Raw genomic sequence first — 22,712 nt, 5'->3', positions numbered from 1 at the left:
AGGCTTGCTTTCGTATCCTGCGGTAAAAATTGATACTAAAAAAGTGACAATGACACCCATCATGATGATTGTTTTCACCGTCTCTCCCCCTCTTCAATTTTTCCGTGCTGTCCGAGTCTGGATGATTCTGTATTTTTCTTTATTATGAACGGTCGCGGTCTGCCTTGTCAACGATGTATAAGTATCTTTATTTTTAAGAAACCAAAGCATGTATCACGAGATGACGGCATAGATTGTAACAAAGTACCTTATTTGCATAGTGTATCAAACATGATAGAGGAGGTCCTTATGGATATATTAAAGAAAATTGAACAGTACAGAGAGGAAGAGCAGCGGCTGAAATGGGAAGGAACTTTCGCCGATTATTTGGAGATTATTAAAGAAAATCCGATGGTCGCGCAATCTGCTCATTCTCGAGTTTTTAATATGATAAAAGACAGCGGGATAGAGGAAATTGACGGACGCAAGAAGTACAGTTTTTTTGACCGCGAGCTGTTCGGGCTTGAAGAATCTCTGGAGCGTCTTGTGGAAGAGTATTTTCATCCGGCTGCCAAACGTCTAGATGTCAGAAAGCGGATTCTATTGCTGATGGGGCCTGTGAGCGGCGGTAAATCCACGCTGGTCACGATGCTCAAAAAAGGTCTCGAAGCGTACACGCTGACAGATAATGGCGCTGTATATGCGATTAAAGGCTGCCCGATGCACGAGGACCCTCTACATTTAATCCCCCATCATTTACGCGATGACTTTTACAGAGAATACGGCATTAGAATAGAAGGAAGTCTTTCTCCTTTAAATGTCATGAGGCTGGAGGAAGAGTACGGAGGAAGAATTGAGGATGTGAAGGTGGAGCGCATCTTCTTTTCAGAAGATAAGCGTACGGGAATTGGAACATTCAGTCCCTCTGATCCGAAATCTCAGGATATCGCCGATTTGACGGGGAGTATTGATTTCTCAACAATCGCCGAGTACGGTTCAGAATCAGATCCGCGCGCTTACCGGTTTGACGGAGAGCTGAATAAAGCGAACCGCGGGATGATGGAGTTTCAGGAGATGCTGAAATGTGATGAGAAATTTCTCTGGCATTTGCTTTCCTTGACACAGGAAGGGAATTTTAAAGCTGGGCGGTTTGCGTTAATTTCTGCTGATGAGCTGATTGTGGCTCACACGAATGAAACGGAGTATCGCTCATTTATTTCTAATAAGAAGAATGAAGCCCTGCACTCGAGAATCATCGTGATGCCGGTTCCTTATAATTTAAAAGTGTCAGAGGAAGAGAGAATTTATGAAAAAATGATCGCTGAGAGCGATGTGGCGGATGTTCATATTGCCCCGCATACGTTGAAGGTCGCCGCGATGTTCTCAATCCTTACCCGGTTAAAGGAACCGAAGCGGTCGGATATTGATCTGGTCAAGAAAATGAGACTGTATGATGGAGAAAGTGTGGAAGGATATAATTCTGTCGACGTTGAGGATATGAAAAAAGAATATAATGATGAAGGTATGAGCGGCATTGATCCGCGGTACGTGATCAACCGGATATCTTCAACGATTATCAGAAAGAATATGGAATCGATTAATTCTCTCGATGTCCTTCGTTCCTTAAAAGAAGGTCTTGATCAGCACCCATCAATTTCAAGCGAGGACAGGGAGCGGTATTTGAATTTTATTTCTGCCGCCCGCAAGGAATATGACGACATTGCGAAAAAGGAAGTTCAAAAAGCGTTTGTGTATTCGTATGAAGAATCAGCAAAAACACTTATGGACAATTACCTCGATAACGTAGAGGCTTATTGCAATAAAAACAAGCTTCGTGATCCTTTGACAGGAGAGGAAATGAACCCTGACGAAAAGCTGATGAGATCCATCGAAGAGCAGATCGGCATTTCGGAAAACGCCAAAAAAGCGTTCCGCGAAGAAATTTTAATCCGCATCTCAGCCTATGCGAGAAAAGGCAAGCGGTTTGATTACAATTCCCATGAAAGACTGCGTGAAGCTATTCAGAAAAAGCTGTTTGCTGATCTGAAGGATGTCGTTAAAATTACGACCTCTACAAAAACGCCGGATGAACAGCAGCTGAAAAAGGTAAATGAAGTCGTGGCCCGTTTAATTGATGAGCACGGCTACAACTCGACGAGCGCCAATGAGCTGCTGAAATATGTCGGCAGCCTGCTGAACCGATAAGCAACGTGACCCGTCCGAATAGGGCGGGTTATTTTGTCCCATTTTCTAAATAGTTTGTCAATTAAACATGCATATGTGCATATGATGAATATAAATCTTTTCGAAAGACTTGTTTCATAATCTGGCACAAGCCGGAATACGTATGTATCACGACCACAAATGGTTAAGGAGGGGAATTCATGTCCCAAAATGACAGCGGCCATTTTTTGATTTCTGAGGAAAACTGGTCCCTCCATCGCAAAGGCTTCGATGACCAGCAGCGCCACCAGAAAAAAGTGCAGGAAGCGATCAAAAACAATCTTCCGGACCTCGTAACTGAGGAAAGCATTATTATGTCTAATGGAAAAGATGTAGTGAAGATCCCAATCCGTTCACTTGATGAGTATAAAATCCGTTATAACTATGATAAAAATAAACATGTAGGGCAAGGAGACGGCGAGAGCCAGGTTGGAGATGTTGTGGCCCGGGATGGATCAGACAAAAAACAAGGGCCTGGAAAAGGGCAGGGTGCCGGTGATCAGGCAGGCGAGGATTATTATGAAGCGGAAGTTTCATTAATGGATTTAGAAGAAGCGCTTTTTAAAGAATTAGAGCTTCCGAATCTCCAACAAAAAGAGCGGGACAATATCATTCATACAGATATCGAGTTTAATGATATCCGTAAAACAGGGTTAACCGGTAATATTGATAAGAAAAGAACGATGATGTCAGCCTTTAAACGAAACGCAATGTCAGGAAAACCGTCGTTCTACCCAATTTATCCGGAGGACCTGAAATATAAGACGTGGAATGACATCACAAAGCCCGAATCAAAAGCCGTCGTTTTAGCCATGATGGATACAAGCGGCAGTATGGGGGTTTGGGAAAAATACATGGCCAGAAGCTTCTTTTTCTGGATGACCCGTTTTTTGCGGACAAAATACGAGACTGTGGAAATTGAATTTATTGCCCATCATACAGAAGCAAGAGTGGTCTCGGAGGAGGATTTTTTCTCAAAGGGAGAAAGCGGCGGAACCATTTGTTCTTCCGTATATCGGAAGTCGCTTGAGCTTATTGATGAAAAGTACAATCCCGCCCGCTATAACATTTATCCGTTTCATTTTTCTGACGGTGACAACCTGACATCTGATAACGCGCGCTGTGTGAAGCTGGTCAATGATATTATGAAGAAGGCCAATCTATTCTGTTACGGCGAGGTCAATCAGTACAACAGGCATTCAACGTTAATGTCTGCATATAAAAATGTAAAAGATGAGAAATTTAAGTACTATATTTTAAAACAGAAATCTGATGTTTTTCAGGCTCTAAAGAACTTTTTCAGAAATGAAGAGTCTGGTGTAAGCCATCAATTTTCGTAATGAAAAGCCCATTTCAGGGCTTTTTTTTATTTAATAAAAGCAAGAAAACGCTTGCGAAAAAAATACGGGAGAAAAAGAAATTTTTCCTTTGACAAATCTTCTTTCATTTATTAATATTTTATCTTGTGAACTATTATTGAGGAATGAGGTGAAAAGGAGTTGACTGAATCAGAACGTGCTTTGCTCACTTTTGAACAGCTCTTCGATACGTCTCGGGCGATATATAAAAAACAGAAGAAGATATTGGAGATTGTGCTTGAGCCTTTTGATATTACAGTCCTTCAATATTTGCTGATGTTTAAAATTCATCAAAGCGGAAGCACCCCGCTAAGCAAGCTGGCAATGTCGCTTGATCTTAAGCCTGCTTCTGTGACGCGGATGACAGATATTCTGTATAAGCGCCAATTGATGAATCGATATGACAGTCCGGATGACCGCCGTATCGTCATGATTCAGTTAACCGAAGAGGGGGAAGAACTGATAGAAAAAGCCGCTGTGCAATATGCAAAAATGGGTGCTGGCTTGTACCAAAAGCTTGATACCTCCCAACTGCAGTATTTGCGCAAACTAGCCGGAAGCTTAACGAAGCTTGCTGAAGGCTGTTCAGAAAAAAGCGGTAATTAAAAACTTCTCACATATTTTCACCAGCTTTCCGCAAAATGATAGAGGATGAAACGAAAGGAGAAAACAAAATGAACAGAGGACGTTTAATTCTGACCAACATTATCGGTTTGATTGTTGTTCTTGCAATTATAGCTGGAGGTGCTTACTACTATTATCAAAGCACAAACTACGTAAAAACAGATGAAGCAAAAGTAGCGGGCGATATGGCTGCTATTACTGCTCCAGCAGCAGGTAAAGTATCTGACTGGGATCTGGATGAAGGAAAAACAGTGAAAAAAGGCGACACAGTTGCAAAAATCAAAGGCGAACAAACTGTTGACGTAAAATCCATTATGGATGGAACAATTGTGAAAAACGAAGTGAAAAACGGACAAACCGTACAAGCTGGTACAACAATTGCACAAACGATTGACATGGACAACCTATACATCACAGCAAATATTAAAGAAACAGATATTGCGGATATTGAAGTAGGAAATAGTGTAGACGTTGTAGTTGACGGAGACCCTGATACAACATTTGACGGTACTGTGGAAGAAATTGGCTATGCGACTAACTCAACTTTTGATATGCTTCCTTCTACAAATTCAAGCGGAAACTACACAAAAGTAACACAAAAAATTCCTGTGAAAATTTCAATCAAAAACCCATCTGATAAGGTGCTTCCTGGAATGAATGCATCTGTTAAAATTTCTGAGTAAAACAGATCAGTCATCAAACCATGAAAGGAGGTTGTCTTAGATGGCTACAGGCAAAGAAAAAAATACAAAAAGCCCTATGACATTGCTGATTGTGCTAATGGCGGGTTTATTTTTGGCAATTCTAAACCAAACACTGCTTAATGTTGCAATGCCGCACTTAATGACTGAATTTGGCGTAAGTGCAACGACGATTCAGTGGCTGACAACAGGTTACATGCTTGTTAACGGTGTATTGATTCCGTTATCTGCTTTCCTGATTACACGATTTGGCCAGCGGAGTCTCTTTCTCGTCGCGATGTTTTGTTTTACGCTCGGTACGTTAGTCTGCGGTATCGCACCTAACTTCTCTACAATGCTGATCGGCCGTTTGATTCAGGCCGTGGGCGGAGGTATCTTGCAGCCGCTCGTTATGACAACCATTCTGTTAATTTTCCCGCCTGAAAGCAGGGGGAAAGGAATGGGGATTTTCGGGCTAGCGATGATGTTTGCTCCAGCGGTCGGCCCGACTCTTTCCGGGTGGATTATTGAGCATTATACATGGCGCATTATGTTTTACGGACTTGTGCCGATCGGCGCAATTGTTATCATTGTGGCTTTCTTCATCTTTAAAAATATGGTGGAGCCGCAAAAAATCAAACTCGATACTCTTGGCGCAATCCTCTCGATTGTCGGATTCGCCTCCTTATTATACGGAGTCAGTGAAGCCGGATCTGACGGCTGGACCGACCCGATTGTATTGTCTACAGTTATTATCGGAGCCATTGCAATTGTTGCTTTTGTTGTTCAGCAATTGCGTCATGATGATCCGATGCTTGATTTCAGAGTGTTTAAATATGACATTTTCTCACTCTCGAGTGTCATTAATATCATTATTACAGTGGCACTTTACACTGGTATGTTCCTTTTACCGATTTATCTGCAAAACCTGGTCGGCTTTACGGCGCTTCAATCCGGTCTGCTTCTGCTTCCGGGTGCGATCGTTATGCTGATTATGTCACCGATCTCAGGTATTTTGTTCGATAAATTCGGACCGAGACCGCTTGCGATTATCGGGCTTCTCGTGACAGTGGTAACAACGTATCAATACACGCAATTGACAATTGATACACCATATACACACATCATGCTGATCTATTCAATTCGTGCATTTGGTATGTCTCTCTTAATGATGCCAGTCATGACAGCCGGGATGAACCAGCTTCCTGCCCGTCTGAACAGCCACGGAACGGCGATGAGTAACACGCTTCGCCAAATCAGCGGATCAATCGGAACAAGTTTAATTACGACGATTTATACAAACCGGACGACATTCCATTATTCACAAATTGCAGATAAAACAAGCACGGCGGACCCGAACTTCCTCCATGCGTTCCAAAATGCAGTTTCGAATTTAATGGTGAATATGAATGTGTCTTATGATACGGCGAAAACATATGTGTACTCACATATTTATAAACACGCATCACTCGATTCCAATGTCATGGGGATAAATGATGCCTTTATGTGGGCAACCTTATTCTGTGTAGCAGGTTTGATTTTAAGTATCTTCCTGCGTGACGTCAGAAAAGATAAATTGCGTAAGAAGAAAAAAGAGGAGCTTTCATTACTTCCTGCTCCAAAAGAAGCTAAGGAATCTTAATCTGTACAGGGAGGTTTCCTGAATGAAAATTTATGTAGTGTATGATAGTGAAGGCGAACATACTAAAGTGCTTGCAGAAGCGATTGCTGAAGGCGCGAGAGAAAACGGCGCGGCTGAAGTGTTCATCGACCATGTAGATCAGGCTGATATCCGCAAGCTTAAAGATATGGATGCGATTATTTGGGGATGCCCAGGGCATTTCGGAACAATCAGCTCCGGTCTTAAAACTTGGATCGACAGACTTGGCTACTTGTGGGCTGAAGGCGAGCTGATCAACAAAGTCGGTGCTGTCTTCTGCACAACGGCAACAACACACGGCGGCTTGGAAATGACAATGCACAATTTAATCACGCCGATGTTCCACCAAGGCATGATTGTTGTCGGACTGCCTGGGAACGTGCCTGAAAACGCACTTTATGGCTCTTATTACGGAGCAGGTGTCACTTGTCCGGTAGACAGTGATGAGTTAATGTCTGAGGAAGGTATTCAGCTTGGACGCGCGTTGGGAAGACGTGTCAGCCAAGTCACAGGAAACCTAACAGCAGGACAGTAAGGAGAGGTTGAAATGGCCATTATTATAGCAATAATTGCTGCTGTCATTGTCATTGCGGCCCTTATTACATTTAACGTCCGCAACGCCTCACCTGGACCTGAGAAGCAAGAAGCAACTGATAGAATCGCACCTCCAGAAGAGGAAAAAAACGAAGCGCATTACCCTGCTGAAGCAAGGGCTGCCGAGCATACGCCATCCGTTGTCAAAAACGATTCTCCAAAAGAGAAGCGTGACACAATGGGTGATGATATTTACAGGCAGGCGCTGCAAAAGTTTAAGCATTCTGATGAAGTTCATGCAGAAGAAGAGGTCACTGAGGAAAGTGACAAAATGCAGGACCGCAGCTATCGTGATGCGCTGCTCTCTATGAAAAATAAGAAAAAGTAATGAAAAAGGCAAATCCGTTTACTCATGCGGGTTTGCCTTTTTTGCTGTTTCCATCAATTATGTTTTTATCAAATAAATCCATGGAATATGTTGTATTCCATCTTGATCTAGTGTACTATGTTACTCATACACCGAGGATTTTTTCCGGGAGGTAAAGACATGAATTCTTTTTTAGGTTTATTAAAGAAAGATATCAAGCTTTCAAGAATGTGGCTGCTATTATGGATATGCGGAATCATTTTCTTATTGGGAACAGGCCATATTATAGCTTCTCGCACGAAAGAACCTCTAGTCATTTTTGGTTTTTTTGTTGCAGTTGCTTTTTTTCTGCTTTTCTTATCTCCTGTTTTTGTGTTTTATCACCTTCGCAAGGAAGGGAAATCACAGCTTTGGCTGTACAATCCAAATGGCGGCTTATGGCTGTTTTCTTCTAAATTGGCAGCATCTTTGCTCTATCAATTTGTGATTCAGTTGGCATTAACAGCCTATGGCATATGGATGTATCATATGCTCTCTGTAAAAAATCTGCTGGAGCATCAAGTTGATATAACGAGTACAGTGGCTTTGCTGAATATGTATGGGCTTATTTCTTCGTTAGATATGTCAGTAACAGTCATTGTGTTTTGGACTGTTTTTCACTCTCTCAGAAATTGGCGCGGAATGCGGTGGGCTGCGATGGTTCTGTTGGTTGCAGTGTGGTTATTCTTCGATGAATACATCATAAGCCCTTTGGTTGAATCTCAAAAGCATTTCTGGCCGGTAACAGTCTATTGCAATTTTGATTTCCACTTCCACAATGTTTGGAGATTGGAACTAAAACCTATCCATCTGTCTGTGCTAGGGTTTCCTATTACTTTAGTCATCACGTTCTTGCTGCTCATCATGGCTTCAAAACTGCTTGATCGTAAAGTAGAGGTGTAAATATGGACAATCAATTCCAATCCTCGAAACCGATTTATCTGCAGATCGCTGATCAGATCTTTTATAGGCTGGTCAGGAAGGAGCTGCTCCCAGGAGACAAGCTTCCTTCAGTAAGAGAAATGGCGATTCAAACTAAGGTAAATCCCAATACAATTCAAAGAACGTACAGTGAGATGGAAAGGCTGGGTATTGTGGAGACAAGAAGAGGTCAAGGGACGTTTATTACGGAAAAAGCAGAAATCGTAGACGAGCTGAAAGACAAGCTGACACGAGAGGTGCTGGAAGGCTTTGTCAAGCAAATGAAAGAGCTGGGGCTAACGAAAGAGGAAATGGTAGAAGGGATTAAAACATTCACAGAGGGAGGCTAAAATGGAAATCAAGCTAGAACATGTATCAAAAAAATACGGCCGCCATACGGCCGTCAATGATGTGTCAATCACCCTATCATCCGGACGGATTTATGGCCTGATCGGACCGAACGGCAGCGGCAAGTCAACGACCCTGAAAATGATGGCTGGCCTTCTGTTTCCGACTTCAGGATTTGTGAAAGTTGATGAAGAGCAGGTTACGAGAGAAATGGTGCGTCAAACGGCTTATCTTACTGAGCTTGATATGTTTTATCCGCATTTCACTGTTAAAGATATGGTGAATTTTTATCAGTCGCAGTTTCCTGATTTTCAAACAGAACAGGCTTATAAGCTATTGAATGAGATGCAGCTGAATCCGGAAAAAAAGATCAAAAAGCTATCAAAAGGAAATCGGGGCCGGCTGAAAATCGTTCTTGCTTTAGCGAGACGGGCAGACGTCATCGTGCTTGATGAACCTTTTTCCGGGCTTGATCCGATGGTCAGGGATTCCATCGTAAACAGCCTTGTGTCGTACATTGATTTTGAGCAGCAGATTGTCGTGATCGCGACACATGAAATTGATGAAATTGAGACTTTGTTAGACGAAGTAATCATCCTCGCCAATGGAGAAAAAGTTGCGCAGCGTGAAGTAGAAGATATTCGTGAACAGGAAGGCATGTCTGTTTTGCAATGGTTTAAATCAAAAATGGAAGTTTGCTAGAAAGAGGAGGAATATGATGAAAACAGTGTTGGAATTGAAAAACGTGACTAAAAACATCAGAGGCCGAACGATCATTAATGATCTCAGTTTTACGATTCGTGAAGGCGAGGTATTCGGTTTTTTAGGACCAAACGGAGCGGGGAAAACGACAACCATCCGGATGATGGTGGGGTTAATGAAGCTGTCGAAAGGTGATGTCCTCATTTGCGGCCAATCAATTACGAAAGAATATGCCAAGGCGATTAAGCATATTGGAGCGATCGTTGAGAATCCCGAGCTGTATAAATTTTTGAGCGGATATAAAAATCTCCAGCAATACGCAAGGATGGTCAAGGGTGTCACGAAGGAAAAAATTGATGAAGTTGTTGAACTGGTCGGTTTAACAGACAGAATCCACGACAAGGTGAAAACATATTCTCTGGGGATGAGACAGCGTCTTGGCTTGGCACAATGCCTTCTGCACGATCCGAAAGTGCTGATTTTGGATGAACCGACAAACGGCCTTGATCCGGCGGGGATCAGAGAAATCAGAGATCATTTAAAGAAGCTGACCCGAGAAAGAGGAATGGCTGTCATCGTTTCAAGCCACCTGCTGTCAGAAATGGAACTGATGTGTGATCGAATTGCGATTCTGCAAAAAGGAAAGCTGATCGATATTCAAAATGTAAAAGATGAAAACATTGATGAGAACGATACATATTTCTTCCAGGTTGAGCAGCCGAATGAAGCCGCTGCTGTTTTAAATCAGTACGATTTGCTGAGTAAGACAAATGGTGTAGAAATCAAACTGGCTAAAGACGAAGTCCCTGCGGTTATTGAATTGCTGGTGATGCAGCAAATCCGTATTTATGAGGTCAAGGTTATAACAAAATCATTAGAGGACCGTTTCTTAGAAATGACAGGTGAAACAAAAGAGGAGGTTCAGCATGCTTAATTTGATTTATAATGAGTGGCTCAAAATTTTCAGCCGTGCCGGAACATGGGTGATGATCGGAATTCTGGGGCTGACAATGGTTGGATTTGCATTTTTGGCGAATCATTTTTCTGCTGGTGAATCAAATTCCCATTGGAAACAAGAACTTCAAGCACAAAACGCCGAATTAAAGAAAGAAATCAAAGAAGATCCTTCACTGAAAGATGGGTATAAAGAAACAATCACACTCAACGACTATCGCATCGAGCATAATATCCCTAGTGACACGGGCTATACGGTATGGTCTTATGTAACGGATTCAGCAAACTTTACCATCCTTACCGGTCTGTTTACTATTATCATCGCGGCCGGAATTGTCGCGAACGAATTTAATTGGGGAACGATTAAGCTATTAATGATTCGGCCGCTCAGTCGTTTTCAAATTTTGATGTCCAAATATATTACAGTTCTCCTGTTTGGGCTCCTGTTGCTGTTGATTTTATTTATCGGTTCTACTTTATTAGGGTTGATCTTCTTCGGAACGGGTGGTGAAACCGCCGCGAATATTCATTTAATCTATAAGGATGGCCATGTCATTGAGCAAAACATGATGGGGCATTTGGCCACAACGTATCTTTCTGAATCCGTCTCGGCTTTAATGGTGGCGACGATGGCGTTTATGCTGTCTGCGGTATTCAGAAACAGCTCTCTTGCGGTTGGTTTTTCCATCTTCTTGTTGGTTGCCGGTACGATTGCAACTGCATTTATTGCAGCGAAATTTGACTGGGCAAAGTATATATTGTTTGCTAATGTCGACTTGACTCAGTATGTGGATGGCACACCGTTAATAAAAGGGATGACTATGACGTTTTCTCTCGTCATGCTGGCGATCTACTTTATCATCTTCCTGTTGCTTGCTTTCGGAATCTTCATGAAGCGGGATATTGCAAACTAATAAATAAAGCTGTTTTGCTTATGCAAAACAGCTTTTTAGTCAAAATAAAAACTGCAGGTTTGCACCTGCAGTTTTTCATATCAATTTATGCTTACGCTTCTTTAGTAACGTTAGCAGCTTGTGGTCCGCGGTTTCCTTCAACGATTTCAAAAGAAACAGCTTGGCCTTCTTCTAAAGTTTTGAAGCCTTCGCCTTGAATAGCAGAGAAATGAACGAATACATCGTCTTGACCTTCTACTTCGATGAATCCGAAACCTTTTTCAGAGTTGAACCATTTTACTTTACCTTCTAACATGAAATTTCCTCCTAAAGCGATCATAACGCTTAAATTCACTATTCTTGCTCTTAACAAACTTTCAAGACGAAAACTCTTACAAAACTTTCTTCTTAAAGATAGTTCGAACAAAAATAATTACCTTTACTCTACCAGTAATCTTCGGAAAAAACAACTGCTTATTGAAACTTTTTTCGGAAAATACCATATTTATTTTTCAATTTGATATTTATTTGCGGAAATTCATCTGCTTTCTCGATATGTGATCATACGTTTGCCTTAGTATTTCTTCATTTTGGGAAGATAAGTAATAGGAATTGACAACCTTATTGGATATGAGTAAGGTAAAAGTTAATCAATATTACAAATGACAACGTTTATCAACTAAGAGAGCGTATGATTTTTATGTCTGATATTGCTTGCATGCTCTAATACATAGATAGGAGTATGGTCACAATGAAAAAGTGGCTTATATGCAGTTTTGTCCTTGTTCTTCTCGTTTCATTTACTGCATGTTCACCGTCTGCAGAACATGAATCGATAAAAATCGGGATTGCTGAGTCTGACGGGGCAATATGGAACTATATTGCTCAAAAGGCTGAAGAGGCAGGGCTGGATATTCAGCTGATCCCTTTTTCTGATTATGCGGAGTCTGATATCGCACTTGCTAACAAAGAAATTGATGCCAACGCCTTTCAAACCATTTCATATTTTCAGTCGTTCACTCAAAAATACAAACTTAATTTGGCACCGCTCGGAACGACTTACATAACGCCCATGGGCATTTATTCAAAACGATATGACCGAATCCGAGATATACCGCGAGGAGCTGTCGTTTCTGTTCCGGATAAAGCGTTCGATTTTGGCAGGGCGCTTACGGTGCTCCAGGAAGCGGGTTTGCTAACGCTGAAAAACGGATTTAACGGAACAGGTTCAGTTGATATGATTAAAGATAATCCGAGACACCTGAAATTAAAAGCTGTCCGGCAACAGGATGCAGTAAGCGGTGCCGACGTGTTTGTCATGAAACCATCAGAAGCAAAAAAAGCGGGCCTGAACCCGAAAAAGCATACGCTAAAGAGCGGCGGACCCATGTCTGGGGAAGAGATGAATTTGATTGTTGTCAGAGCGGAGGATCAAGATCGGGAAGCGCTGCAAACCATTCTTGAGCTTTATCAAGCTGATGATACAGCGGCATTTATAGAAAAAGAATACCAGGGAGATCTTGTCCCGGCTTTTCTGCCTTTGAAACGTCTTTCAGATTGGAAGAATGAATTCGAACATTGAATTCATTCTTTTTTTTCTGAAAAACACACTCTGTTCCGTCCCGTTTCTTTCGCTTTGTAAAGCATTTGATCGGCAAGAATGGGCAAGGATCCTGGCTGTTCCGTATTATTGGGGTAATGAGCGGCCCCTAGTGATATCGTAACTGAAAGCTCTTCACCGTTTGTTAATACAATCGGTGCATCACTTACAGTTCTCCTGATCCGTTCAGCGATTCGGGCTGCTTTATCAAGAGAACAGTTCGGCAGGAGAACGGCAAATTCTTCACCGCCGATCCGAGCGGCAGGATCTGTATTTCGGATGCTCTGCTTCAGACGTAACCCCAGCTCTTTGAGCACCTGATCTCCTTCATGATGGCCATATTGGTCATTGATGGTCTTAAAATGATCGATATCCATATAAATCAGTGCAAATTGAAAATGCGGGGTATCGGCCGCCTGCTGATACAGAGCTTTCGTGGTTTCTTCAAATTTTCTTCGGTTATACACGCCTGTTAAAAAGTCAAAGTGCGCCTGAAACTTATATTGTTTAAAAAGAAGATGTGCATTTGTTTCATGATCAATAATATATAAACTGAGCATGCCGCCCGCTATTGATATGATCCAAAAATACAAATGAAGTTCGTATGAATGTAAATCTATAAGAAAATAAAAGGAAAAGGAGATCAAGCTATTTGTGATGATTAAAAGATAGAAAGCATGTTTTAGTTGAACTTTTTTTCTTCTAGAAACAATGAGTGACGGAATGGCAGCGATACAAATGATAATAACCGAGTATAGTGCAGATGTGTTCATCGTAATCAGCAAGCGGCCTGCAGTGATCATGGCCAGGGCCGTTGCCGTTGAAACCCAGCCTCCATAAAGAGCGGCAATCATAATAGGGATATTTCGAAGATCAATAATTGAATGCTGATAGGTAAATCCAAAAACCATCAGAATAACCCCGAGCAAACCGCAGGCCAGTCCTTTAACAGCTTGAAAAGATATGCTGTCTTTTTTATGTACTAGCCTTTCTTTAAACAGGTGGGTGAAGAGATAATTAAATGTGATTAAAATGGTGAAATTTACAAACAGTTCTTTCAGCAAATATTATCACCCTTATATAAGGTACTAAAGATGGAAGGGAAAGAAAAGAACAAAAAAGGCATTATATAAGGTTTTTTTACTTGAATTGATAAGTTAAAATAATTCGCACTTGACCCATCGGAATTAGTGTAATATAGTAAATGAGAAAATTTGAAGGGAGAGTTTACCTGCTTTGGAGACTTTACTGGTTGTATTACATGTATTTATTTTATTTTTACTTATCTTAGGGCTCTTTGTTATGCAGAAAAAACATGTTTCCTTCTCTAAACGTGTATTTACTGCGCTGGGGCTGGGGATTGTATTCGGATTTGCGCTTCAGCTGATTTACGGCCCGACTTCAAATATAGTCATTCAAACAGCCGACTGGTTTAATATTGCCGGGGGCGGATATGTCAAATTGCTTCAGATGGTTGTCATGCCGCTCGTCTTTATTTCGATTCTCGGCGCCTTTACAAAGCTGAAGCTGACAAAAAATCTTGGGAAAATCAGCGGTTTGATTATCGGGATTTTAGTAGCAACAACAGCAGTTGCTGCAGCTGTCGGTATCGCGTCCGCGCTTTCATTTGATCTGCAGGCGATTCAGGTTGACCAAGGAAGTACAGAGCTTTCACGGGGACAGGAGCTTCAGCAGAAATCAGAGGATATGACAGCGAAAACGCTGCCGCAGCAGATTGTTGAACTGCTGCCTGGAAACCCGTTTTTAGATTTCACGGGAGCTAGACCGACTTCAACAATCGCTGTCGTTATTTTTGCCGCTTTCCTTGGAGTGGCATTCCTCGGAGTAAAACACAAACAGCCGGAACAGGCAGAAACATTTAAAAAACTGGTTGATGCCGTTTATGCCATTGTCATGCGTGTTGTCACACTCATTTTGAGACTGACGCCTTATGGGGTGCTGGCCATCATGACAAAAACAATTGCCACGAGTGATCTTGACAGCATTCTAAAACTGGGCATGTTCGTGATTGCTTCATATGCCGCGTTAATCACTATGTTTATCATTCATTTGCTGCTGCTGACGTTCAGCGGCTTGAATCCGGTGATTTATTTGAAAAAAGCGGTGCCTGTACTTGTATTTGCATTTACGTCAAGGTCTAGCGCAGGTGCTTTACCGCTGAATATTAAAACACAGAGAAGCATGGGTGTACCGGAGGGAATCGCAAACTTTGCCGGTTCGTTCGGTCTTTCGATCGGCCAAAATGGATGTGCCGGCATTTATCCTGCGATGCTGGCGATGATGATTGCTCCGACTGTCGGCCAAAATCCATTTGACCCGGTGTTTATTATCACTGTTATCGCAGTCGTTGCCATCAGCTCCTTCGGTGTTGCCGGAGTCGGCGGCGGAGCCACATTCGCGGCGCTTCTTGTTTTATCATCATTAAACATGCCTGTCGCGCTTGCTGGTTTGTTAATCTCAATTGAACCGTTAATCGACATGGGGCGTACTGCTTTGAATGTCAGCGGAAGCATGACATCCGGTCTTATTACAAGTAAGGTCACAAAGGAAATTGATCAAGGGGCATTTCATGATCAATCCAGAGTGATTGAAGCTGAAGAAGCGTAACATATGAAAACGTGTAATCCGACAGGATTACCGGTTAAATTTCAATAAAAGACCCATGAATCCTGTAATATTAGGGTTTCGCGGGTTCTTTTTCTTTTTTTGTGATTTATTTTTACTCCTGTTTACTCCACTTACTAAAAGTATAAAGGGTCAGAAAGGATACCTTCCTGACCGTGATCAAGAAATTCTTGAAGAAGCTTCCGGAATTTGAGAAATAAGTCGCAGGTCTAAAACATCATTTTAAGGATTAATTCTTCGTGTCCATCCCTTCTTAAATTTTCCTATGGTAATATTTTGATATTAAACTCTTTAGAAAGGATATGGTCATGAAGGTATTTGAAGCGAAAACACTTCTTTCAGAATCAGAAAATCGAGCAAAAGAATACAAAGAATTAAAAAGTAAAATGGTCAAATTAAAGAAAGCCTTCAAAGCTGTTGCTGACTTAGATGATAGTGAGTTTTCCGGAAAAGGTGCCGATAATATCAAATCATTTTATGAGGATCAGGCCGGCATAGCTGATCAATGGATTGATCTGATTGAAATGAAAATTGCTTTTTTAACAAGTATTCCGGGTATCTTGGAAGATGCTAACTTATCTGATGCATACATAGAAGAATCCTTCTTAGAACATGAGTTGGTTAATGCTAATAATAAATCAAAGGCCATCATGTCTGAACAGAAAAAAGCGATCAAAGACATCTTAAATGATATACACGACATCCTTCCTCTAGATGTTTTTTCAACAGAAGACTTTAAAGATAAATTATCTTCTGCTGATAAAGAACGAAAAAACACAGTCGAGAAAATAAGTGAAGTCGATGAAAATCTAACATCTGAATATGCTCTATCAGAAACTAATGAACAAATGATTCAGGCAGATTATCAAGCCTTGATTGGTGCAACTTCAAAAGGTAAAAGTGCTTCACCCATCTATTATGATGCTAAAGCTTATAGAGGCAGTGAAGTCCACAAGATGGCTGAGGATGTAAAAAAACAATCAACTGATTATATCTCATTTAAAGATCAGCAGGCTGAGCAAAGAAGGATTGCAAAAGAACAGGAAGAGCTTGCAAATCGTCCATGGTACGAAAAGACATGGGATGTTGTTTGTAATTTTACAGGAGAAGTCTCTGGATATTATGATTATAAAAGGGCTGCCGATGGAGTTGACCCTATAACTGGTGAAAAATTAACTGATGGGCAACGGGTGGCAGCTGGCGCAATGGCTGCTGCAGGTTATGTTCCTATTGTGGGATGGGCCGGTAAATTAGGGAAAGGTGTAAAAGCTGTTTATTCAACAGGCAAAGCTATCTCAAAAGCTGAAAAAGCCCTCGAAATATATAAAACACCTAAAACATTCTATGCTCTTCAAAACTCAAGTAAAGGACTTTACGGACTTGCTTCAGCGAATGGCTTTAGTGAAGCTATAACTGGCCGAGACATGTTTGGGAATAAAATATCTGATGAACAACGGCAGAATAGCTTTAATCAGGCTCTCGGTGTTCTTGGTGGATTTGGGCTACGTGGAGTGAACAAAAAGTTAAATGCAACAAATCCTAGTGTTCCTAAAAGACCGTCCTGGCGACAATCTGAAAAAGATGTTGGAAAAGATTATCCTAATTACAGTGAACAAAAGTCATTTATAAATGGCAAAGAGGTCCCTTATGGAAAGAAAGGAAGTTCCCGTCCAGACTTTTATAAAGATGGGCATAGTATAGAGGTTAAAAACTATAAGATCACTACGCCCAGTGGAAGAAGCAGGTTAGTAAACAATGTTTCTAAACAAGTCGAAAAACGTCTGACTGACCTTCCGGGTAATACTAAACAAACAATAATCATAGATATTAGGGGACAATCAGTTTCTGAAGAAATAATGGACGATTTATATGATAAAATTATGAAAAAGACTAATGGGAAAGCAGATATTAAATTCAAAACCAATTAGAGGTGAACACGATGGCTGTTGGGTTTAAGGTTAAATATTATTGGTATCAGGTTGGACATGGAGACTTCCTCCATTCATTTTTTTCAACTGTGAGCTACCATTTAGAAGAACACGGTTGGGGATCAAAATATCCGCATTTATTAAATGAACTTTATCAAGGAAAGCTTGAAACCAAAAACATTGAAGCTGCCCTTGAAGAATTAAAAGATATTAAAGAAAGACTGAAAGAATACAGTCCTTCACAAGTTATTTGGGATATTGCGGACATTAATAAACGTCCGCCTTGGGGAGATAATATAAGTGAGGACATAACTGACTTATCAAATTATTTTGTTACGAGTGACGGAGAAGATTTTATAAGTCTTTTAAAGAGTGCCCTCGAAAAAGGCTTAAAAACGAAATCAGAAGTTCTTATTGATAGTATTTGATAAGAAAAAAGAAATGGGTTTTCCCATTTCTTTTTTGTGGGTATTTTTTAAAAATGACTGGTAGATCGTTCAACAGCAGGTTGATTATGATAAGGAGTATCACACTCTAATTTTGAAATTTTCTGATCTAAATTAACAAGAAAAGATAATGGTACGATGAATTCAACTTGGAAGATGGTAGAGCGTTCATATCTATCATTATATAAAGCTATATCAAATGGTACTTTTATTTCCGCCGTAATAAGAATTGAGTTTTCCACTATTTCTTTATCATCTATTGTTAAGTCAATAATATTAACCGTCATATCAAGTGGTGTATGAGGCTCAGCGAACCCACCATACTCTGGAGGAATAATGTACCGTTTTAATGGATCAATCGGTTCTCGTCCACGATCTAATTGATCATTAATAATTTCGTGAACTATTTTATGAAAAATAGTCTCCTGTAAGTCAGATCTTTCTCTTAACAATCTTAAAGCTTTATGGTCATCCAAGTTGTCCTTCAAAGCTCGTAACTTCGTGAGTAATACTATATCTTCCAAACTTTCATTCAAATGGTGAGCTATCTCATTGGTCATTTGAAGACGTTTTTTAAACTCCCCATCAGAAGTGACAAGTTCCTTGATGCTTTTATACACGATAAATTTATTGCTATCTTTTATTAGTTCAGAATGCAATACAAGAGGTACTTTATTTTTATTCTCTAAATCAGCAAAATCATTTACATTATTAGTAATAAGATAACAATTTTTGAGTTCATTTTTTTCAGCAAAAGATGAATAGGTTAACTAAATCACCGCATCCCTGAACTCATTTTTATTATTATTAAAGAAAGGCGCCCTTTTTTGTACAGCGCGGTCGATCAAGTCTTTTGTAATGTTGTTATACGGTTCAAGGATTTCCACTATTCCATCTTGTTTTAGTGAACCATAGTATTCATCAAACCTCCTTTTACATTGATCCAAAGTAAAAGGAGGTTCGGCGATTTTCTCCGAATCCATATACTTTTCAATGCCAGTATTAAAGTCTTTTAATTGGTTAAATATTTTTTCAATTTTTTCGATGTATTTGTTTTTGGATTCTTCGTAAACTACAGAGGATATGTATATTTTATATTCTTCATGTAAAAATTCAGATTGAAACCCTGTTTTTTTTAAGTACTCTTTATCTAACTTTAAACTCATCCTTACAATCTCGGTTAACTGTCGATTATAATTCCCTTTCAGGAACGGATCGTCAAATAAAATATTTGTATCTAAGAAGAAGTTCATTCTATGTTCCTCCAGATTAATTATATGTATGTAAAGAAAAGGACCTCAGTGGGTCCTATTAATCTTTGACTAAATCGGTTATTTGAAAATTTGAACACCGTTGGGTCTGATTAGATTTTGAACTTCTTCATAAGTTTCTCTTACTTTAATAGAGAAGTTGCTGCTGCTTGATTCGATTCTAACTTCTACATGATCATCTCTTTCAGTTATCAAGACTATCCTTTCAACTGGAATCATATAAAAGTTCCCCGTTTCAGGCTCGGTAAGTTGAACCATCCTTGTTGACATAAAAATCCCCCATTTCCTCTTTTAGAATAAATTGGTTGTTTTCATTATATCAAAAACCAACCAGCTTTCTAACCTCACTAATTGGCATATTTGAATAAGTAACTCCTTTCTCGATAGAAGTCTCAATTAAAAAAGGTTATCTAATCGATCTGCAAGTTCTTTTTGCCGATTGGGGAAAAGATGGCCGTATATATCGTATGTTGTGCTCGTTCTCGAGTGTCCTAAACGTTGTGAGATAATATGAATGTCTTCTCCACTATTAATGAGCAAAGAAACATGCGAGTGTCTAAATGCATGGATGTTAATTGGTGGGATATCAAGGTTGTATTTTTCACATGCTTGCTTTATGAATTCATTTAAGTGATTTCTATTTGGTGTTCTATGATTAAATTTGAAAATTCTTGTTGTGTCAGTTTGCTCAATACCGTATTCCTCTAATGCTTCTTTTTGTCGATCTTTCCACTTTTCGAGTAAAGCTGATAATTTTTTATTAACTGTAATGACTCTGTTTGATTTAGAGGTCTTGGGAGACGTGACGAGGAAATCATTTCCTTGCTTAAAACTTGTTAATGTTTTATTTATTATTATTTCATTTGTATATTGATTAAAATCCTTCCATTCTAACGCAAGCTGTTCCCCAATTCTAACGCCTGTGAAGTAAGCGAAAGTATAATATATTTTCTTGAAAAAATCTCTGTACTTGTTATCATCAAATATCATGATAAACTTTTGAAATTGTTCTGGGGTCCAGAATTTTACATGTTCTTCAATACCATCTTTAATAACTATGTAAGGTTCGTTGATGCTGATGAAAACATCACTCGAGAGCATTGGAAAACAAGCCTTTTTTGGTCTGAATTTATAGGGGATGTTGGGAGACTATCTTTGTACGTCAAACCATAAAAAGACTTCTATCAGAAATCAAGAAACTGGCTTCGTAACTCTTGTGCTCCCACTATGAAAATGGTGCTTGAAGCTGATGAACATTTAGGGAAAACTGATCTATCAGAGATGATTGCAGAAGCTGAACTGGCAGACAAACACAAAAAAATGCTAGATGTGTTTATAGCTGAAGTTGCTGACATGGTCGTTTAAAAACAAGCTGCTAAACCTTTATAAAATCAGGTGATGCGATTAATCGTATGTGTCAACGGTACCGGAACGAAGTGAGGATAAGGAGTTGACATATGCAGCGCCATCCAAACCCTCTTGGCATTGAACAAACAACCGTTTGTTCCTGCCTACCGGCGAGGGAGCCCCCGGTGCACGGGGGATGGGGGGAGAATAAGTATTTTTCAAATTATAAATCAATTCTATCTAAATAATATGTTATAAAAATTATTTTTCAGTTCAAAGTTAATGTAATCATGAAGTGTTGGAATACCAAAAAAGTAACAATTAAACGTACTGTTTGTATTTACGTATTTTTGAAGACCTCTTAAGTGTCTATGTTTTTGAATTTGATTCTTGTAAATCAATATTGATGGTTTTCTTGTGATCATTTTCTTATTAATTCTATGGAAACTTTCCATTGTGTATTCAATGATGTAGAAGTTATCTTCAGAATTGCGCTCATAGCTTTTAGCTTCTCCAAAGTACACACGAATTTCTTTGAATAACTCACTGTGGTCATCAAGACTATGAAATAATTTTTCTAATGAAATCGGGGTTGAGTTTATTTTGACAGTTGTTGCTGAGTTGTCGTAATCATCTGATTCAAATACATCAACTAGTTTCTTTAATGAGCCTATATCAGCATTTCTTTTTTTAACGTTTTTTTGTGTTGGATCAACATTTGTGGTGTAAAGATGTTTAATTGAACTACTACTTCTGCCAGCATTGCTTTGTGAAGAAGAACTAGATTTAGTGAAACCTCCATTGTCAAGAATCAAATTGAAATGCCCTGTCTTTTTAAAAGATGATTTATTTGAAACCAGTCTATTTTTTGAATTAGCCTTATGATGTTTATTATATGGACAATTTGAAGAATGTTCTTCCCCTTCTTTAGAAGGTTTATAGTAAGGGGCTACTCCCCACTGACTTGGTAGTGTTGAAAAATTAGCGCAAGTTAAATTAATTTGACAATCTTCACTACCAATACATTTAAATGCTCTTTTATCTTTCAGCCTTCCTTGTCTACAGTATTGGTTAGCTTCAAGTGCAGAGATGTCCTTTTTTAATTCTAAACTATATGCATACTCAATACCCATACTTACACTTCCTTTTTAATGAAATTAGTTAAATTTTATCATTAAAAGTACGAGTATTCAAAAAATATAGATTGTGAAAAAATAAAATTCTCTCAGTGTTAGAAACATGAAGTTTGAAGAATTAAGCTTATTATTAATAAGGGGTGAAAATGTGCGATGTCTGCTGTAGACAAACGATTCAGAAGCTTGGGTTTTAATGTGGGTATCCCCTCTTTAGTTTTTGTGAGAAGTTTAAGCAGAGATTGCATGTTGATTGTCGAAGGAGAAAGAGTAAAAGGATTTGCTGAATATCGTTACACATTCTACAAGACAAGGTATTTGCCGGACGGTCGGATGACTAGCTTAAAAGTTTATATGGAGAATCAAAGCATAAGAAGGGTGTTACATCGTGTAGCATCCTTTTTATCTTTCTTAGAAAGAATGAAACAAATTGAAAAGAAGGAGAGTGGAGCATAACAGGTTGTTAATACTTGCGAGATTAGGGATGGGATGAGATCTTTTGAAAGGTTTCTATAAATCTAAAGATTTTTTGTTGCAAGTCTTAAAACTTGAATACAGGTAACAATTATGTTACCATTCTATCATTCCTATAAAGGAGGAACAGAGCATACAAAAATTTCATATGAAAGGGTATGAAGGATATGGTATCTAAAATACATATTCCTCAGTATCCAAATCTCTTACTTACAAAAGAAACAGTTAATGGGTTGGGAAACAAATCGTTATCAGCAGAAGTTAAAAAAGAAATCCTTGAATCATTTAATTTGTTATCTTCTTATGGAACTAATGACGATTTTATCGGAAAGCGAGTCAAGAAGACACACAGAAAAGACATTTGGGAAATGAAATTTAAAGACAGATCAAAAACAGAATGGAGAATTTTCTTCAAAAAAATTTCTCGAAATGAAAGACCTGCGAAGTATGGTTTGTTAAATATGATTAGAAAAACCACCCAAAAACTCAATAAAAGAGATTTAGATGCTGCAGAAAGAATTGCTAAACGAGAAGGATGGTAAATCATCCTTCTCTCCAGCAAGTCTGATACCCACATTATGAAAT

General features: G+C 39.4%; 26 protein-coding genes and 1 pseudogene. 20 read left to right on the top strand and 7 right to left on the bottom strand.

Annotated elements, in window-relative coordinates; translation table 11 throughout:
• The first annotated feature begins 288 nt into the window (after window positions 1-288).
• From prkA to PUN35_RS09845, 13 genes are all read left to right on the top strand, one after another.
• Window positions 289-2,184 (top strand): serine/threonine protein kinase PrkA, encoded by a 1,896-nt coding sequence (gene prkA, locus PUN35_RS09905; RefSeq protein WP_003239626.1) that lies wholly within the window; start codon window positions 289-291, stop codon window positions 2,182-2,184.
• A 179-nt stretch (window positions 2,185-2,363) separates the two neighbouring features.
• Complete coding sequence (gene yhbH, locus PUN35_RS09900; protein ID WP_003233432.1) at window positions 2,364-3,542, top strand: sporulation protein YhbH; 1,179 nt, start codon at window positions 2,364-2,366, stop codon at window positions 3,540-3,542.
• A gap of 159 nt (window positions 3,543-3,701) precedes the next feature.
• Entirely contained in the window at window positions 3,702-4,166 is a 465-nt protein-coding gene (locus tag PUN35_RS09895) for a MarR family transcriptional regulator (RefSeq protein WP_003233431.1), read from the top strand.
• 35 nt (window positions 4,167-4,201) lie between these two features.
• Window positions 4,202-4,867 carry a biotin/lipoyl-containing protein gene (locus tag PUN35_RS09890; protein ID WP_014476241.1) on the top strand — a complete coding sequence of 222 codons (666 nt, stop codon included), beginning with the start codon at window positions 4,202-4,204 and terminating at the stop codon, window positions 4,865-4,867.
• A 40-nt stretch (window positions 4,868-4,907) separates the two neighbouring features.
• The gene (locus PUN35_RS09885; protein WP_014479249.1) at window positions 4,908-6,506 is read left to right on the top strand and encodes an MFS transporter; all 1,599 of its coding nucleotides are present in this window, start codon (window positions 4,908-4,910) and stop codon (window positions 6,504-6,506) included.
• Window positions 6,507-6,528: 22 nt separating this feature from the next.
• A complete protein-coding gene (locus PUN35_RS09880) occupies window positions 6,529-7,059 on the top strand; it encodes an NAD(P)H-dependent oxidoreductase (protein WP_014479250.1) in 531 nt (176 codons plus the stop codon).
• A gap of 12 nt (window positions 7,060-7,071) precedes the next feature.
• Window positions 7,072-7,446 (top strand): hypothetical protein, encoded by a 375-nt coding sequence (locus tag PUN35_RS09875; protein ID WP_003233427.1) that lies wholly within the window; start codon window positions 7,072-7,074, stop codon window positions 7,444-7,446.
• Complete coding sequence (locus tag PUN35_RS09870; RefSeq protein ID WP_003233426.1) at window positions 7,446-7,601, top strand: hypothetical protein; 156 nt, start codon at window positions 7,446-7,448, stop codon at window positions 7,599-7,601. Before PUN35_RS09875 ends, PUN35_RS09870 begins: the two co-directional genes overlap by 1 nt.
• Before the next feature lie 4 nt (window positions 7,602-7,605).
• Window positions 7,606-8,367 carry a hypothetical protein gene (locus PUN35_RS09865; RefSeq protein WP_014479251.1) on the top strand — a complete coding sequence of 254 codons (762 nt, stop codon included), beginning with the start codon at window positions 7,606-7,608 and terminating at the stop codon, window positions 8,365-8,367.
• 2 nt (window positions 8,368-8,369) lie between these two features.
• The gene (locus PUN35_RS09860; protein WP_014479252.1) at window positions 8,370-8,735 is read left to right on the top strand and encodes a GntR family transcriptional regulator; all 366 of its coding nucleotides are present in this window, start codon (window positions 8,370-8,372) and stop codon (window positions 8,733-8,735) included.
• 1 nt (window position 8,736) lies between these two features.
• A complete protein-coding gene (locus PUN35_RS09855; protein ID WP_014479253.1) occupies window positions 8,737-9,435 on the top strand; it encodes an ABC transporter ATP-binding protein in 699 nt (232 codons plus the stop codon).
• 16 nt (window positions 9,436-9,451) lie between these two features.
• Entirely contained in the window at window positions 9,452-10,369 is a 918-nt protein-coding gene (locus tag PUN35_RS09850; RefSeq protein ID WP_014479254.1) for an ABC transporter ATP-binding protein, read from the top strand.
• A complete protein-coding gene (locus PUN35_RS09845) occupies window positions 10,362-11,303 on the top strand; it encodes an ABC transporter permease (protein WP_014479255.1) in 942 nt (313 codons plus the stop codon). The genes PUN35_RS09850 and PUN35_RS09845 overlap by 8 nt, the downstream gene beginning before the upstream one ends.
• A 91-nt stretch (window positions 11,304-11,394) precedes the next feature.
• Here the strand turns inward: PUN35_RS09845 and cspB are convergent, their stop codons facing one another.
• The gene (cspB, locus tag PUN35_RS09840; protein ID WP_003224086.1) at window positions 11,395-11,598 is read right to left on the bottom strand and encodes a cold shock-like protein CspB; all 204 of its coding nucleotides are present in this window, start codon (window positions 11,596-11,598) and stop codon (window positions 11,395-11,397) included.
• A 435-nt stretch (window positions 11,599-12,033) separates the two neighbouring features.
• On the opposite strand from cspB, the gene PUN35_RS09835 reads away from it, so the two are divergent.
• Window positions 12,034-12,864, top strand: coding sequence for a MetQ/NlpA family ABC transporter substrate-binding protein (locus PUN35_RS09835; protein ID WP_014479256.1), 831 nt, complete (start codon window positions 12,034-12,036; stop codon window positions 12,862-12,864).
• 2 nt (window positions 12,865-12,866) lie between these two features.
• On the opposite strand, the gene dgcK is transcribed toward PUN35_RS09835, so the two are convergent.
• Window positions 12,867-13,946, bottom strand: coding sequence for a diguanylate cyclase DgcK (gene dgcK, locus PUN35_RS09830; RefSeq protein WP_014479257.1), 1,080 nt, complete (start codon window positions 13,944-13,946; stop codon window positions 12,867-12,869).
• Between the two features lie 172 nt (window positions 13,947-14,118).
• Between dgcK and tcyP the strand changes: the two genes are divergently transcribed.
• The 3 genes from tcyP (at window position 14,119) to PUN35_RS09815 (ending at window position 17,884) form a co-directional block, all read left to right on the top strand.
• On the top strand, window positions 14,119-15,510 hold the full coding sequence (tcyP, locus tag PUN35_RS09825; protein ID WP_003244685.1) for an L-cystine transporter TcyP: 1,392 nt from the start codon (window positions 14,119-14,121) through the stop codon (window positions 15,508-15,510).
• A gap of 326 nt (window positions 15,511-15,836) precedes the next feature.
• A complete protein-coding gene (locus tag PUN35_RS09820) occupies window positions 15,837-17,456 on the top strand; it encodes a ribonuclease YeeF family protein (protein WP_014479259.1) in 1,620 nt (539 codons plus the stop codon).
• An 11-nt stretch (window positions 17,457-17,467) separates the two neighbouring features.
• A complete protein-coding gene (locus tag PUN35_RS09815; RefSeq protein WP_014479260.1) occupies window positions 17,468-17,884 on the top strand; it encodes an immunity 70 family protein in 417 nt (138 codons plus the stop codon).
• A 47-nt stretch (window positions 17,885-17,931) separates the two neighbouring features.
• Here PUN35_RS09815 and PUN35_RS09810 read toward each other — a convergent pair whose 3' ends face one another.
• From PUN35_RS09810 to PUN35_RS09795, 4 genes are all read right to left on the bottom strand, one after another.
• Complete coding sequence (locus PUN35_RS09810; protein ID WP_123772460.1) at window positions 17,932-18,522, bottom strand: hypothetical protein; 591 nt, start codon at window positions 18,520-18,522, stop codon at window positions 17,932-17,934.
• A gap of 150 nt (window positions 18,523-18,672) precedes the next feature.
• A complete protein-coding gene (locus tag PUN35_RS09805; RefSeq protein ID WP_014479262.1) occupies window positions 18,673-19,155 on the bottom strand; it encodes a PIN domain-containing protein in 483 nt (160 codons plus the stop codon).
• Window positions 19,156-19,233: 78 nt separating this feature from the next.
• The gene (locus tag PUN35_RS09800; protein ID WP_033882184.1) at window positions 19,234-19,443 is read right to left on the bottom strand and encodes a hypothetical protein; all 210 of its coding nucleotides are present in this window, start codon (window positions 19,441-19,443) and stop codon (window positions 19,234-19,236) included.
• A gap of 126 nt (window positions 19,444-19,569) precedes the next feature.
• Complete coding sequence (locus PUN35_RS09795) at window positions 19,570-20,163, bottom strand: site-specific integrase (RefSeq protein WP_235091737.1); 594 nt, start codon at window positions 20,161-20,163, stop codon at window positions 19,570-19,572.
• A 54-nt stretch (window positions 20,164-20,217) separates the two neighbouring features.
• Here PUN35_RS09795 and PUN35_RS09790 point away from each other — a divergent pair.
• A pseudogene (locus tag PUN35_RS09790) lies at window positions 20,218-20,538 on the top strand (replication initiation factor domain-containing protein); the annotation flags it as partial.
• A 218-nt stretch (window positions 20,539-20,756) separates the two neighbouring features.
• Here the strand turns inward: PUN35_RS09790 and PUN35_RS09785 are convergent.
• On the bottom strand, window positions 20,757-21,653 hold the full coding sequence (locus PUN35_RS09785) for a hypothetical protein (protein WP_014479266.1): 897 nt from the start codon (window positions 21,651-21,653) through the stop codon (window positions 20,757-20,759).
• A 156-nt stretch (window positions 21,654-21,809) separates the two neighbouring features.
• Here PUN35_RS09785 and PUN35_RS09780 point away from each other — a divergent pair, with 156 nt between their 5' ends.
• Window positions 21,810-22,109, top strand: a complete 300-nt coding sequence (locus PUN35_RS09780) for a hypothetical protein (protein WP_033882182.1) — start codon at window positions 21,810-21,812, stop codon at window positions 22,107-22,109.
• 185 nt (window positions 22,110-22,294) lie between these two features.
• A complete protein-coding gene (locus tag PUN35_RS09775; protein WP_157669810.1) occupies window positions 22,295-22,669 on the top strand; it encodes a type II toxin-antitoxin system RelE/ParE family toxin in 375 nt (124 codons plus the stop codon).
• Window positions 22,670-22,712 lie beyond the last annotated feature (43 nt).

The organism is Bacillus sp. N3378-2at, from assembly GCF_033412715.1.
GTDB lineage: Bacteria > Bacillota > Bacilli > Bacillales > Bacillaceae > Bacillus > Bacillus subtilis.
The sequence above is the reverse complement of the archived record's forward strand: the minus strand, read 5'-3'. Positions and strand labels throughout refer to the sequence as shown.